At 68.9% G+C, this 14,670-nt stretch carries 11 protein-coding genes; 9 read left to right on the plus strand and 2 right to left on the minus strand.

What is annotated here, in order from left to right; genetic code table 11:
• The coding region (locus QN350_RS16860; RefSeq protein WP_323516939.1) for a LacI family DNA-binding transcriptional regulator at window positions 1–1,012 on the minus strand (1,012 nt) is incomplete at its 3' end.
• 151 nt (window positions 1,013–1,163) lie between these two features.
• Here QN350_RS16860 and QN350_RS16865 point away from each other — a divergent pair.
• Entirely contained in the window at window positions 1,164–2,156 is a 993-nt protein-coding gene (locus QN350_RS16865) for an LLM class F420-dependent oxidoreductase (RefSeq protein WP_281533675.1), read from the plus strand.
• Between the two features lie 123 nt (window positions 2,157–2,279).
• Window positions 2,280–3,491 (plus strand): class I SAM-dependent methyltransferase, encoded by a 1,212-nt coding sequence (locus QN350_RS16870; RefSeq protein ID WP_323503400.1) that lies wholly within the window; start codon window positions 2,280–2,282, stop codon window positions 3,489–3,491.
• Window positions 3,492–3,573: 82 nt separating this feature from the next.
• Here the strand turns inward: QN350_RS16870 and QN350_RS16875 are convergent, their stop codons facing one another.
• On the minus strand, window positions 3,574–5,688 hold the full coding sequence (locus QN350_RS16875) for a glucose PTS transporter subunit IIA (protein ID WP_323516941.1): 2,115 nt from the start codon (window positions 5,686–5,688) through the stop codon (window positions 3,574–3,576).
• Between the two features lie 369 nt (window positions 5,689–6,057).
• Here QN350_RS16875 and QN350_RS16880 point away from each other — a divergent pair, with 369 nt between their 5' ends.
• The 7 genes from QN350_RS16880 to QN350_RS16910 all read left to right on the plus strand — a co-directional run bounded on the left by QN350_RS16880 (window position 6,058) and on the right by QN350_RS16910 (window position 14,658).
• Window positions 6,058–7,443, plus strand: a complete 1,386-nt coding sequence (locus QN350_RS16880; protein WP_323503396.1) for a DUF6421 family protein — start codon at window positions 6,058–6,060, stop codon at window positions 7,441–7,443.
• A gap of 16 nt (window positions 7,444–7,459) precedes the next feature.
• Window positions 7,460–8,149 carry an SDR family NAD(P)-dependent oxidoreductase gene (locus QN350_RS16885; protein WP_323516942.1) on the plus strand — a complete coding sequence of 230 codons (690 nt, stop codon included), beginning with the start codon at window positions 7,460–7,462 and terminating at the stop codon, window positions 8,147–8,149.
• A 179-nt stretch (window positions 8,150–8,328) separates the two neighbouring features.
• Window positions 8,329–9,732 (plus strand): ATP-binding protein, encoded by a 1,404-nt coding sequence (locus QN350_RS16890; RefSeq protein WP_323503391.1) that lies wholly within the window; start codon window positions 8,329–8,331, stop codon window positions 9,730–9,732.
• A gap of 26 nt (window positions 9,733–9,758) precedes the next feature.
• Window positions 9,759–10,643, plus strand: a complete 885-nt coding sequence (locus QN350_RS16895) for an ABC transporter ATP-binding protein (RefSeq protein WP_323503389.1) — start codon at window positions 9,759–9,761, stop codon at window positions 10,641–10,643.
• Window positions 10,640–11,764 (plus strand): ABC transporter permease, encoded by a 1,125-nt coding sequence (locus QN350_RS16900; RefSeq protein WP_323503387.1) that lies wholly within the window; start codon window positions 10,640–10,642, stop codon window positions 11,762–11,764. Before QN350_RS16895 ends, QN350_RS16900 begins: the two co-directional genes overlap by 4 nt.
• A 54-nt stretch (window positions 11,765–11,818) precedes the next feature.
• Window positions 11,819–12,961 (plus strand): threonine aldolase family protein, encoded by a 1,143-nt coding sequence (locus tag QN350_RS16905; protein ID WP_416347740.1) that lies wholly within the window; start codon window positions 11,819–11,821, stop codon window positions 12,959–12,961.
• Window positions 12,958–14,658 carry a long-chain-fatty-acid--CoA ligase gene (locus QN350_RS16910; RefSeq protein WP_323503383.1) on the plus strand — a complete coding sequence of 567 codons (1,701 nt, stop codon included), beginning with the start codon at window positions 12,958–12,960 and terminating at the stop codon, window positions 14,656–14,658. Before QN350_RS16905 ends, QN350_RS16910 begins: the two co-directional genes overlap by 4 nt.
• The last annotated feature ends 12 nt before the right edge of the window (window positions 14,659–14,670 follow it).

Genomic DNA, 14,670 nt, shown 5'->3' on the forward strand with positions numbered 1-14,670 from the left:
GTGCCGGTGTTCCGGCGGGTGCTGACGACGCCCGGATGATCAGTTCGCTCGGCAGCACGACCGAGGCAGGGGTGCCTCCGTCGATGACCTGAAGCAGGAGGTCGACGGCGGTGCGGCCCATCTCCGCGACGCTGTGCGAGATGACGCTCAGGGCGGGGTTGAGCAGCGCGAACCACTCGACGTCGTCGAAGGCGACCATGGCGAGGTCGACGCCGAGCCGCACCCCGCGGTCGTGCAGGCCGGCGATGGCGCCGACGGCCATCAGGCTGTCGGCGACGAGCAGGGCGGTCGGCGGCTCGCTGAGGTCAAGCAGGGCGTGCACTCCGGCCGAGCCGCTTGCCGCCTGGTAGTCGCCGAAGTAGACGAGTTCGGGGTCGGCGCTCAGGCCGTTCTCGGCGACGCACCGGGTGAACGCGGCGAACCGGTCGCGACCGGTCGAGCTGGCCTGCGGGCCGGAGATGTAGCCGATCCGGGTGTGGCCGCCTGCCGCGAGGTGCTCAACGGCCTGGCGGATGCCGGCGGTTCCGTCCGTCGTCACGCTCGGCACGTCCATGCCCGCGATCGTGCGGTCGACGAAGACGGTGGGGATCTCGCGGGCGATGAGAGCGCGGATGCTGTCGCTCTCCGCCCCGACGGGGGCGAGGATGATGCCGTCGACCCTCCGCGAGATCAGGGTGTCGAGGTACCGGTCCTGCTGGTCAGCGCTTTCGTTGGCATTGCCGAGCAGGGTCACGAAGCCGTGCAGGTTGGCCGCCTGTTCCACGGTGTGGGCGAGGTCGGCGAAGAAGGGGTTCCGCACGTCGGAAACCAGGAGGCCCAGGGCGTTCGTCCGGGCTCCGCGCAGCGCGCGGGCCTGGGCGTTCGGCCGGAAGTCGAGTTCCGCAGCGGCCGAGGCAACGCGTGCCCTCGAGGTCGGCGAGGTGGCCGGGTTGCCGGAGAGCACCCGGGAGGCGGTGGCGACGGAGACGCCGGCGAGCGCTGCGACCTCGCGGATCGTGATCGCGTTCATCATGCTCACCTCATTGTGTGATCGGGCCGTGCGTCGTGGAAACGATTCCATGGAAACGTTTCCATCCTAAGACGGTGGCGGCTGCGCTGTCAACTGCCGATCGGAACAGGCCGGGACCCCGCCCGGTCGCACCCTCCCGGCGTAGGCTCTGCTCATGCGATTCGGACTCTTCATACCCCAGGGCTGGCGTCACGATCTCGTGGGCATCGATCCGGCCAGCCAGTGGGCCACGATGAGCGGCCTCGCATCCCACGCGGATGCCGCCGACTGGGAATCGATCTGGGTGTACGACCACTTCCACACCGTTCCCGTTCCGAGCGAGCAGGCCACCCACGAGGCGTGGACCCTGATGAGCGCGTTCGCGGCCACGACCAGTCGGGTGCGCCTCGGCCAGATGTGCACGTGCATGAGCTACCGGAACCCGGCCTACCTCGCGAAGGTCGCAGCGACGATCGACATCATCTCCGGCGGCCGCGTCGAGATGGGAATCGGCGCCGGCTGGTACGAGCACGAGTGGCGGGCATACGGCTACGGTTTCCCCCGCCCCGGCGAACGGCTGGCCCGACTCGAGGAGGGTGTCGAAATCATGCGCCAGGCCTGGACCACCGGCACTGCGACCCTCGACGGCGCGCACTACCAGGTGGACGGCGCGATCGTGCGCCCGCTCCCCCTGCAGGACGGCGGCATCCCGATCTGGATCGCAGGGGGCGGCGAAAAGGTGACACTGCGAATCGCGGCCCAATACGCGAACTACACGAACTTCGATGGCTCACCCGAGGGCTTCACGCATAAGAGCGAACTGCTCGCTGCGCACTGCGCCGCCCTGGGAACAGACTTCGGCGCCATCACCCGGTCGGCCAACTACAACACCGTGATCGGGGAGACGGAAGCGGAGGTCGCCGACCGGCTCGACGCCATCGAAGCCCGCGTGACGCCCTACCTCGGCGCCCCGGGTGCTGAGGCGTTCATGGCGGAGTACCGTAACGGAACCGCGCAAGGCGTCGGCACCCCCGCCCAGATCGTCGATCGCCTGAACGGCATGAAGGACCGCGGCCTCGGCTACGCCATCCACTACTTTCCCGAGGCGGCATATGACCGCTCCGGGATCGAACTGTTCGAACGCGAGGTCATGCCCGCCCTCCGGTAGCGGCCCCGCCCGGTGGCTGCGATACTCGGGAGAGACCGCCGGCACTCGTCCGGGGGGACGAGTCCCGCGCGCACGAGCGTCGAAGGCCCTGCTACCGATGTTCGTGTCACAGGAGCGGACCGCATGTCCCGCACGCCGCAGAAGCCCACCGATCTCACGCATCCGTCGCCCTCGATCACCGGCTGGCATTCCGAGAACCACTGGCCCGCACCGGAGACCGTCGTGGTCGCGGACGACCGGATGACCGCAGACGCTGCCTATCGCCTCGCCAAGGCGGGCACCGGGATGCTGTGGGCCGGCGACTTTCAGAACGCCCGGCAGTTGCTCGGCGCGCTCGCCCGGCGGATCGACCACATCGACGCCGCACGCCGCCGCACGCATCCGCCACGCCACGGCCCGGCCGCCCTCTTCGAGCGAACCAGGGCCGACGCCCACGAGCGTGCCCGGCTGCTCGGCCTCGTACTCATTCCCCTCGACGCCGACTATACGATCACCCTGCGCCGCGCGCCCGATGCCCGCGCCGCGTGCCTCGAGACCTACGGACCGGCCGGCCACACCCCCACTGTGACGTCACTGCGCGAGCTGCTCGGCGTGATGGGCGCCCATGAGTGGCGGGTCAAGGGCGTCAACGTCCCAGCGCTCGGCGGCAGCATCCACGCGCACTACGGCGTCTTCTCGCCCGTGCGCGGCGAGTATCTCGACCTCGTGCTCGCCGCCCCGCTTCCCGTGTCGACTGCGGCCACTGGGACAGAGACCACGAGCGCGGCAGCGGACGCCTCCCGCACCGCCTTCGACATCGGCACCGGCACCGGCGTGATCGCCGCGATCCTCGCCGGCCGTGGCTTCGACCGTGTGATCGGCACGGACACGGCCCCGCGCGCACTGGCCTGCGCACGAGAAAACGTGGCACGGCTCGGCCTCACAGACACGGTCACGATCGAGGACACCGACCTGTTCCCGTCGGGACTGGCCGCCCTGATCGTCTGCAATCCGCCGTGGATCCCCGGAGCCGCCGTCACCGCGACCGACCATGCCGTCTACGATCCGGACGGGCAGATGCTGCAGGGCTTCCTGTCCGGCCTCGCGAGCCATCTCGCACCCGGAGGCGAGGGCTGGCTCGTGCTCTCCGACATCGCAGAGCACCTCGGGCTGCGATCCAGGGACGCCCTGCTCGACCAGTTCGACGACGCCGGCCTCGAGGTCGTCGCACGCCTCGACACGAAGCCCGTGCACCGGAAGGCGGCCGACGCCGACGACCCGCTGCACGGGGCGAGGGCCGCAGAGGTGACCTCGCTCTGGCGGCTGCGCGCGGCATCCGCCCCTGAGCGCCCCTGACTCAAAAAACACAAGGCGGGCAGAGAATTCTCTGCCCGCCTTGTGCGGTGAAACGGTGAAGCGGTCTAGCGAACGGTGACCGTTACTTGGCGCCCACAGTCAGCAGCGGGCTGCCGACCTGAACGTGACCGGAAGCGGCCGGGTCAACGGACCCGAACTTGCGGGCGTTCGTGACGAGCACCGGGGTGACCAGCGAGTAGCCGGCTGCCTCGATGACCGCGCGGTCGAAGGTCACCAGCGGGGTGCCGGCTTCGACCCGGTCGCCAGCGGCGACCTTCACGTCGAATCCCTTGCCTGCGAGGTTCACGGTGTCGATGCCCACGTGGATGAGCAGTTCGACGCCGCTGTCGAGCAGCAGCCCGAAGGCGTGGCCGGTCGGCTGCGCAACGAGGACCTTGCCGGCCGCGGGGGCGTAGACGGTGTCCTCTGTCGGGTCGATTCCGACGCCGGGGCCGACGATTCCCTTGCTGAAGACGGGGTCAGGGACCTCGTCGAGGGGAACGACGATGCCGGCGACGGGCGAACCGATCGTGGCCAGGAGGGTGGCCACTGCGGTCGCCGTTCCTGTGCTCGGTACGGTCGCCGTAGCCGCGTGCGCGGTACCGGCGGCAACCGGTGCTGCGACGGATGCGACGTGTGCGGACTTCTTGCCCGCTGCGGCTTCCTCGTCCGCGACCTGGGCGGCAACTTCCGCCTTCTGTTCCGGCGTCTGGTAGCCGGAGAGGATGACGAGGATCATCGCGGTGAAGAAGGCTGCAGCGATGGCGATCGTGTACAGCGGGATGTTGTCGAACGCGGGGATGGTCAACAGCGAGGTGAAGACGAATGCGCTGGTCTTGACGCCGCCGCCGAGCCCGATGATGACGCCACCGACGAGGCAACCGATGAGCATGCGCGGGTAGATGCGCTTGAACCGCAGGTGGATTCCGTAGAGAGACGGTTCGGAAATACCGCCGAGGAGACCGGCAGCGAGAGCGCCCGTCGCGGTCTGCTTCATCAAGCGGTCCTTCTCGCGAATGGCGAGGAAGAGCACACCGGCAGTCGCACCGAAGCACGCGAAGTTCCAGGCGCCCATCGGGCCCTGGATGAAGTCAAACCCGAGGGACTGGATGTTGAGCAGCATGATCGCGTTCAGCGGCCAGTGCAGGCCGAGCGGAACCATGAACGGGTAGGCCAGCGGGATGACGACCGCGAAGATGAACGGCGAGAAATCGTTGATCGACTTGAGGAAGTTACCGAGTCCGGCTCCGCCGTACACACCGATCGGGCCGATGAGGAAGGCGGTCAGCGGGATCATGATGAGCATGCTGATGAACGGCACGAAGATCAGCTGGACGCTGGACGGAATGATCTTCTTCAAGAGCACGGTCAGGGCGGCGAGCACTCCGGCCATCAGCAGCGGCGGGAACACCTGCGAGCTGTAGTCGAACACGGTCAGCGGCAGTCCGAAGATCTGCACGACGGATGCGTGGCCGCCGAAGACGGACTCCGCACCATCGGTCTTCCCCAGGGCCGTGAAGCCGGGGAGCATGACGACGGCCATGATGCCGAAGCCGACCCACGGGTCGGCGCCCATCCTCTTGGAGGCGTTGTATGCGACCATCAGCGGCAGGAAGACGAAAACGCCCTGCCACATCAGGTTCACGAACTGCCAGGACGGGTCAAGGGTCACGCCGGGCGCGTTCCAGGCCGGGATGACACCGAGGGTCGCCATCAAGGCCATGAAGGTGATGAACAGCGACGCGCCCAGCAGCGCACCGAGGATGGGACGGAACGAGTCGGACAGGACCTCGAAGAACGTGTCGAGGGCGGCGAACTTTCCGCGCGGTCCCTTTGCCTTCCCCGCGGCCTTCATGTCGGCGATGGAGTCGCCCTCGCTGGATCCGCCGGAGCTGATCCGCTTCATTTCGGGGAGGGCCATAATTTCGTTGTAGACGGTCTCAACCGCTCCACCAATGACGACCTGGTAGCGTTCCCCGGTCTGGGGGACGGCGCCCAGTACGGCGGGAATCGCCTCGACGGCCGCCTGGTCGATACCGGATGCATCCTTGAGCTGGAAGCGGAGCCGGGTGGCGCAATGGGTGAGACCCACGACGTTTCCGGCACCTCCGATACTTTGAATAATCTCTGCAGCAGGTTTCGACGCCACCTTGGACTCCTTTGGGTGTGGATTAAGAACGTGTGTCACCGGTGGCACGGCTCAGGGCGACCGTGTGGGCCGGCTGAGAAAGTCGTGTGGGTTTTCACACATCATTAGCAACGTACACGATTTTTGTGCACATCTCCGAATGAATTTCGGCCGTCGCACCGAGCGAAGGAAGCCTGAATCGTTTCAGCACAGCGCGGTGGGAGATCGCGAGCGAACCCGGCGCACGTCCCGAGCTCCCCACGGGCGGCACCGGCCTGCACGGCGCGCCTTATTCACGCGCGAAACCGGCCGAACACGGCGATTCACTGCGACGGCCCGCATGAAAACGCCGTCTATCCCCGGATACGCTGGGGGCTCGCGCAGAGAAGTGCGTTCACACCGCCGCGACCGCGGCACTCACGAGGACGGGAGGTTCCCATGTCGAATTACATTGCAGATGCACTGGTCGGTGAGCCCGAGGTTCTCGAAGACGCCGCGAACCTCGCGACGTCGCCGGCGTGGCTGCGACTGAAGGCCGCCGCCACCGCGATGCAGGCCATCCAGGCCAAGGACGGTTCGGTCCCTGAGCCCGCCGACCGCACGGATGCCACTGGCCACGTCGCCGTGATTCGCTCGGCCATCGAGGAACTCGCCCCGGACTTCCCGCACGACGCCGGCTATCTCGCGGCGCTCGACCGCGACTTCGCCCGCTGGGCGGCCGAGGACTTCGATGTGCCCGACTTCTTCGACTCCCTCATGGAGTTCCAGCCGCAGCTGCATCGCACCGATGGAATCCGTCACCTCGTCGTCTTCCCGATGTACACCCAGAACGGCAGCACGAACCGCCTGGTCGAGGCGGTCCTGGTCGAGGTGATCTGGCCCGAGTTCATCGCCGAGCTGGAGCAGCAGTACACGAACAAGCTGTTCGTGCCGATCCGGTTCCTCGATTTCACGCCCGGTTACGACACCAATTCCGCCGTGCTCTTCCCCGAAACGGTCGCGATGCGCGAGATCCCGACCTTCACCTGGGGTGCGATCTTCGCCGACCGTGAGGCCGCGCGCTTCCGCAGGGTCGTCGGCGCGGCATCCGCCATCACCCGCCTCGACCTGCCCGCCGAGGCCGCAGCACTTCTCGACGACCAGCACCTCACCGAGGAAACCTTCGTGATGTGGGACCTGATCCACGACCGCACCCACATGCGCGGCGATCTCCCGTTCGACCCGTTCATGATCAAGCAGCGGATGCCGTTCTTCCTCTATTCCCTCGAGGAACTGCGCTGCGACCTCACCGCCTTCCGTGAGTCGGTCACGATCGCGCGGGACGACAACGCGAGCCCGGAAGCCCGCAGGCACGCGAGCCTTGTGCAGTACGCGGTGATCTTCGACCGGATCTTCCGCTTCGCGATCAGCGGGAGCCGGGTGCGCAACTACGACGGCCTTGGCGGCCAGCTGCTGTTCGCGTGGATGCACCAGCACCACGTGCTGCACTGGACGGACACCGCGCTCAGCCTCGACTGGGACGCCGTCCCCGACGTCGTGATCGCGCTGGGCGCCCGGATCGACGAGCTCTACTGGGCGTCGATCGACCGACCGAAGAAGGCGCACTGGCTCGCCGCCTACGCGATGATCTCCGAGACCCTCACCCCGAACCCGGCATCCACCTGGGCGCGCGGGCTGCCTCTCGACGTGCTCGCCGGACCGCCGAAGGGGTACACCGACCTCGTGCTCGACGACGAGTTCCCGCTCTCGATGTTCTTCGAGGCGCTCGACAAGAAGATGAAGACCGTCATCGAGTCGACGGCCGGCATCACCGGGCGCGACTAGGCCGGGGCCGGCGACGATGACCGAAGCAGCGGATGCCGCCCGCAGGTTCGTCGCCGGCCGCACCGTGCTCGTCGCCGGTGCGACGAGCACGGCCGGCCGGGCCGTCTCCGTGGCACTGGCCGGGGCCGGGGCTCGAGTGATCGTCGTCGGCTCGAATGCGCAGCGCCTCTCGGAGGTTGTCGACGGCGTGCCCGGCGCGATCCCCTTTACCTGCGACCTGGCCGACGTGGTGGCCGTCACCGACCTCGCCGAACGCGTCCATGCCGGTCTCGGCATGATCGATGGGCTCATTCACCTCGTCGGCGGCTGGCGCGGGGGCGGCGGCCTCGCCGGTCAGTCAGACGAGGACTGGGCATTCCTGCACCGGAATATCGTGTCTACGCTGCGCAATACGACGCGCTCCTTCAATGCCGATCTGCTGGCCTCGCCGGCGGGCCGCCTCGCCATCGTCTCGTCGGTCTCGGTCGAGGCACCCACCCCCGGCGGTGCGAACTACGCCGCGGCGAAGTCGGCGGCGGAGACCTGGACCCGCGCCGTCGGCCACGGCTTCGCGAAGGCGGCCCCACCGAGCGGCCAGACCGCCGCGACCGCGATCTTCGTGGTCCGCGCCCTCGACGGCCTCGAACCAGAGCTCGCCGACCGGGTCGTCGCCCTCTGGGACGTTCCGGCGGCATCCGTCACCAACACCCGCATCCCCCTCGGCTGACCGTCCCTGATCCCTGCGCGACTGTGGCCGCTTCGGACAACTGCGGCCCGTGTCCCGGCCACTCTTGTCCGAACCGGCCACAGTTAGTGGCCTGCCGGTCCCTCGACCACTAGCCTGAACGCACAGACCGCACCAATACGGCACCACACGGCACCATCGACGGCTCGGGGGAGCGCACCATGGACGATCGCCAAACGGAATTCCTGGACACGGTTCGGCGGTTCATGGATGAACTCATCCTCGCCCCACGGCCCACAGCGCCCGCGCGCACACCGCTCGGCACTCTCGTGCAGGAGTTCCTCCAGGTCGATGTCACGACGCTCCCTCTCGTCACAGAGGACCTGCCCGCCCACCGTCTGGTCGACGCGGACATTGCCCTCGACGAACTCGCCGCCGGCCCCGGTTCCCGGGTGCTCGGGGTCTCCGGTGGTCAGCAGCGGGAGCATTCCTCCTTCCAGGAGCTGCTCGGCAACCCCTACGTCGAGTACGGCACGGCGCCCGTCGACTACATCTCAGCGGCGACCGGCCCGGACAGCGAGCGTCGGGTGGTCTCTTTCGGTGTGCGCCTGCTGACCGTGGACGGGCATCCGGTCGCGGTGTTGCAACGCGGTTCCCGGCCCGAGTTCAACCGCCAGGACGCTCGACTCGAGATCCTCGCCGTCGACGAGGCCGGGAGCGCCGCGTTCCTCTCCGCTCTCCGGCGCCTGATGCTCGAGCGCAGCGTGCTGCGCGGACAGGTGCTGTCCTTCAGCGGCAACCAGTACAACATGGGAGCCGCGGGCGCCGACTTCCTGCCCCGCCCGGAGGTCCCGGTGGAGGACGTCATCCTGCCGCCGGGCGTTCTCGACGAGATCCTGCGCCAGGTCGTCGGCATCGGGTCGCACCGGCGGGCGCTGCGCGCCTCTGGGCAGCACCTGAAGCGCGGCATCCTGCTGTACGGCCCTCCCGGCACCGGGAAGACCCTCACGGTACGGCACCTGCTCAGCGCCACTCCCGGCGTCACCGCTGTCGTGCTGGCCGGCAACAGCATCGTGTTCGTCACCCAGGCCGCGGAACTCGCCCGCGCGATGCAGCCCGCCATCGTCGTGCTCGAAGACGTCGACCTCATCGCAGAGGACCGGTCCCTGGCGCAGGGCCCCCAGCCGCTGCTGTTCGCGATGCTCGATGCCCTCGACGGTCTTGAGGGCGATGCCGACGTGGCCTTCGTGCTCACGACGAACCGCGTCGACGTGCTCGAGCGCGCCCTCGCCGACCGCCCCGGCCGAGTCGACCTCGCCGTGGAGATCCCGCTGCCCGATGCGGCGGCCCGGCGGCGACTCTTCGAGCTCTATGCCGGCGACCTGCCCCTCTCCTCCGAGGCGATCCGAGTCGCCGCCGCTCGCGCCGACGGTGCGACCGGAGCCTTCGCCAAGGAACTCATGCGGCGCACCGTGCTGCTGGCCGCCGAGGCGGCCCGGCCGCCCCGGGACGAGGACCTCGCGGAGGCCCTCGATGCCCTGGTCTCCGCCCGCGGCGCCCTCACCCGCCGCCTCCTCGGAGCCTCCCCCGGCGGCGCCGTCCCGGACGTCAACGGTTCGCGCTAGCGTGATGATGCATACGGAGGAGGGGCATGCTCTCGATCGAGCACGTCAGTAAGCGGTTCGGCACCCGGCAGGTGCTCACCGACGTGAGCTTCGACATCGCCGACGGCCGCCTGACCGGCTTCGTCGGCGCGAACGGCGCCGGCAAGACCACCGCGATGCGGATCATCCTCGGCGTGCTGTCGTCCGACTCCGGCGACGTCCGGCTGGACGGGGTACCGCTGACCGCGGACGACCGCCGCCGCTTCGGCTACATGCCCGAGGAACGCGGGCTCTACCCCAAGATGAAGATCGGCGAGCAGCTCGTCTACCTGGCCCGCCTGCACGGGCTGCCCCCCGCATCCGCCCGCCGCAACGCCGCAGAGCTGCTCGAGAGCCTCGGCCTCGGCGAGCGCAGCGGCGACCTCGTCGAATCGCTCTCTCTCGGCAACCAGCAGCGTGCCCAGATCGCGGCGGCCCTCGTGCACGATCCCGAGTTCCTCGTTCTCGACGAACCGTTCTCCGGACTCGACCCGCTCGCGGTCGAGGTTGTGATGGGCGTGCTCGGCGGTTACGCCGCGCGCGGCGTCCCCGTGCTGTTCTCCTCGCACCAGCTCGACATCGTCGAACGCCTCTGCGACGACCTCGTCATCATCGCCGGCGGCGAGATCCGCGCGAACGGCCCCCGCGAGGAACTTCGCGAGCGGCACAGCAGCCCGCGCTTCGAGATCCGCACCGGCGACGACGCCGGCTGGGTCCGCGCGGTGCCCGGCGTCGACGTCCTCGAGGTGAGCGGCGGTTTCGCGGTCTTCGAGGCCCAGACGGATGCCGCGAGCCAGGCCGTCCTCCGACTCGCCCTCGAGCGCGGCCCGGTCCTCACTTTCAGCCAGCAGCGGCCGAGCCTCGCCACCATCTTCAAGGAGGTCGTGCAGTGAGCACACAATCGGGAACGGCCGACCGGCATCCGGCACCGACGCTTCGGCAGAGCGTGTGGCTCGTGGCGACCCGGGAGATCGTGGCCCGGCTCCGAAGCAAGGCCTTCCTGATCTCCACCGGCATCCTGTTGCTCGTCTCGATCGGGTCCGTCGTCGCCGGCGGTATCGCGAGCCAGAACCAGACCCTGCCCAAGGTCGCCGTGGTCGGGTCCGCCGCCGCGCAGGTCGTGCGCCAGGCCGGCACTCTGACCGCCGTCGAGGCCGACGATGCCGCCGCCGCCGAGGCCCTCGTGCGGGCGGGCACGGTCACCGCCGCGATCGTGCCGGCGGAATCGCGGGCCGGCTACCCGCTGCCCCTGCGGGTGATCGCCCTCTCCGCGACCCCGCTCGAGGTCGTCGGCGTCCTCAGCCTCCGCCCCGAGGTGACCCTCCTCGAACCGTCGAGACAGGGCGAGGGCCTCGTCTACCTCGTCGCGATCGGTTTCGGGCTCGTCTTCTTCATGTCGGCGATCACCTTCGGCTCCACGATCGCGCAGAGCGTCGTCGAGGAGAAACAGACCCGCGTCGTCGAGATCCTGATGACGACCATCCCGGTGCGGGCGCTCCTCGCCGGCAAGGTCGTCGGCAACAGCATCATGGCCTTCGGGCAGATCGTCGCGATCGGCCTGCTCGTCTCGATCGGCATGGCGGTGACCGGCCAGCACGTCCTGCTCGGCGACATCGGCCCGGCGCTCGTCTGGTTCGCGGTGTTCTTCGCGTTCGGGTTCGTGATGCTCGCCTCGCTGTTCGCGGCAACGGCGTCGATGGTGTCCCGGCAGGAGGACGTCGGCTCGGCGACCTCGCCCGTGCTCGTCCTCGTGATGATTCCCTATTTCCTGGTGATCCTGTTCAACGACAACCCCACCGTGCTCGCGATCATGTCCTACATTCCGTTCTCGGCGCCGGTCGGCATGCCGATGCGCATCTTCCTCGGCACCGCAGCCTGGTGGGAACCCCTGCTCTCCCTCGCGATCCTGCTCGCCTCGACCGCCCTCGTGATCCTGCTCGGGTCCCGCATCTACGCGAACTCGCTGCTCCGGATGGGCGCGCGGGTCACCTTCCGCGAGGCGCTCCGCGGCTGAGCGGATGCGCGGGAGACGGTCCGCGGGCACATCTCACAGTGGCGGCGGAGCCGGATGCGCAAGGATGGAGGGGTGACTCAACTCCATGACCTTTCCTCGCGCGGTTTCGCCTCGGACAACTACTCCGGGGTCCACCCCGAGATCCTCGAGGCGATCGGCAGGGCCAACGGCGCCCACCAGATCTCCTATGGCGAAGACGTGTACACCGAGCGCCTCCAGGAGGTGTTCGCGCGGCACTTCGGCGAGGGCACAGAGGCCTTCCCCGTCTTCAACGGCACCGGCGCGAACGTGATCGGGCTGCAGTCGATGCTGCCGCGCTGGGGCGCCGTCATCTGCGCCTCGACCGCGCACATCAACTCGGACGAGGGCGGCGCCCCCGAAAAGGTCGCCGGCATCAAGCTCCTCACCATCGACACGCCAGACGGCAAGCTCACGCCCGCCCTGATCGACCAGCAGGCCTGGGGCTGGGGCGACGAGCACCGCGCGCAGCCGCTCGTCGTCTCGATCACCCAGACCACAGAGCTCGGCACCGCGTACAGCATCGAGGAGGTGCGGGCCATCGCCGACCACGCACACGCGAACGGGATGACCCTGCACATGGACGGCGCCCGCCTCTCCAATGCGGCCGCCGCGCTCGGCGCCCCGTTCCGCGCGTTCACGCGCGACGCCGGCGTCGACGTGCTGAGCTTCGGCGGCACCAAGAACGGGATGATGTACGGCGAGTGCATCGTCGTACTCAACCCCGAGGCATCCGCCGGCCTCGTCTACCTGCGCAAGCTCAACATGCAGCTCGCCTCCAAGATGCGGTTCATCTCGGCGCAGCTGATCGCGCTGCTCGACGGTGACCTCTGGTTGCGGAACGCCGGCCACGCGAACGGCATGGCAACCCGGCTGCGCACCGCCCTCGACGACGGCATCGCGGACGGCTCGATCGATGGCGTCTCCTTCAGCCAGCCCACCCAGTCCAACGCCGTGTTCGCGGTGCTGCCGCCCGGCGTCGCCGACCGCCTGCGCGAGGCATTCCGTTTCTACGACTGGAACCCGGCAACCGGCGAGGTGCGTTGGATGTGCGGCTTCGACACCGAGGAGGCCGACATCGACGCCTTCGTCGCCGCGCTCAAGGACGAACTCGCGTCGGCCCGCACGCTCGCGGTCGACCCGGAGACGGCGCCGACCCCCGAACCGGCCCAACGATGAACGCCTTCGCCAACAAACCCTGGCTCGGCTCATACGCCCCCGGGGTGCCGAGCACCATCCCCGTCCCCTCCGACACCCTCGTCGGCATGATCGAGGCGTCCTGCCGGCTCTACGCCGAAGCGATCGCGCTCGACTTCTTCGGCGGCACCACGAGCTACACCCAGCTCGGGGAGCAGATCTCACGCGTCGCGAACGGCCTGCTGCGCCTCGGCGTGAAGCCGGGCGACCGGGTCGCCCTCGTGCTGCCCAACTGCCCCCAGCACGTCGTCGCGTTCTACGCCGTGTTGCGCCTCGGCGCGATCGTCGTCGAGCACAACCCGCTCTACACCGAGCGCGAGCTGCGGCATCAGTTCGAAGACCACGGCGCCCGGGTCGCCATCGTCTGGGACAAGGTCTACGCGACCGTTCGCGACTTCCCCGCCGACCTGGGGCTCCGCACCGTCGTCGCCGTGGACCTCACGGATGCGATGCCGCTCGCCAAACGCCTCGCCCTGCGGTTACCGATCAAGAAGGCACGGTCCTCGCGAGACGCGCTCACCGTCTCCGAGCTGCCGAAGGACGCCGTCGAGTGGTCCTCCCTCGTGCGTGCCCGCAAGCTCCGCCACAACCACCCGAGACCCGCCCTCGGCGACACCGCGGTGCTGCAGTACACGAGCGGCACGACCGGCACCCCGAAGGGCGCGATCCTCACCCACTCGAACCTGCGGGCCAACGCCCTCCAGGGCGAAGCCTGGGTGCCCGGCCTCACCCCTGGCCAGGAGGTCTTCTACGCCGTCCTCCCGATGTTCCACGCCTACGGCCTCACCCTCTGCCTCACCTTCGCGATGGCGACCGGCGCCCGGCTCGTACTGTTCCCCAAGTTCGACGAGAACCTGCTGCTGGATGCCGCGAAGCACACTCCGCCGACCTTCCTTCCCGCGGTCCCGCCGATCTACGACCGGCTGGTCACCGCTGCCGAGAAACGGAACGTGAGCCTGCGCAGCATCCGCTTCTCGATCTCGGGCGCGATGAGCCTGCCCGTCTCGATCGTCGAACGCTGGGAGACCGCGACCGGCGGGCTGCTCGTCGAGGGTTACGGCATGACCGAGGCCTCGCCGATCGCCGTCGGAAACCCGATCGGCCCGAGCCGCCGCCCCGGCACCGTCGGAGTGCCGTTCCCGAGCACCGAGATCCGGGTCGTCGACCCGAAAGACCCGTCGATCGACCGCGGTGTCGAGGAAGAGGGCGAGCTGCTCGTGCGCGGCCCGCAGGTCTTCTCCGGCTACTGGGACCAGCCGAGCGAGACCGCCAAGGTGCTCCTCGAGGGCGGGTGGCTCCGCACCGGCGACATCGTGCGCGTCTCCGCAGACGGCTTCGTCACCATCGTCGACCGCATCAAGGAACTCATCATCACCGGAGGGTTCAACGTGTCGCCATCCGAGGTCGAAGCCGCTCTTCTCTCGCACCCCGACGTCGCCGACGCCGCGGTCGTGGGCCTCTCGAGCAAGAACGGCGGAGAGGACGTCGTCGCCGCGATCGTGCTCACCGAGGGCGCCGTGCTCGACGTCGACGCCCTGCGCGCCTATTGCCGCACCCGGCTCTCGGCGTACAAGGTGCCCCGGCGCATCGTCGAGGTCGAGGAGCTCCCCCGCTCGATGATGGGCAAGGTGCTCCGCCGCACGGTCCGCGACGACCTGATCGCCGCCACCCCCGCTTAATCCCGCCACCCC

The sequence above is a fragment of the Cryobacterium sp. 10I5 genome, from assembly GCF_035019865.1.
Lineage (GTDB): Bacteria > Actinomycetota > Actinomycetes > Actinomycetales > Microbacteriaceae > Cryobacterium > Cryobacterium breve_A.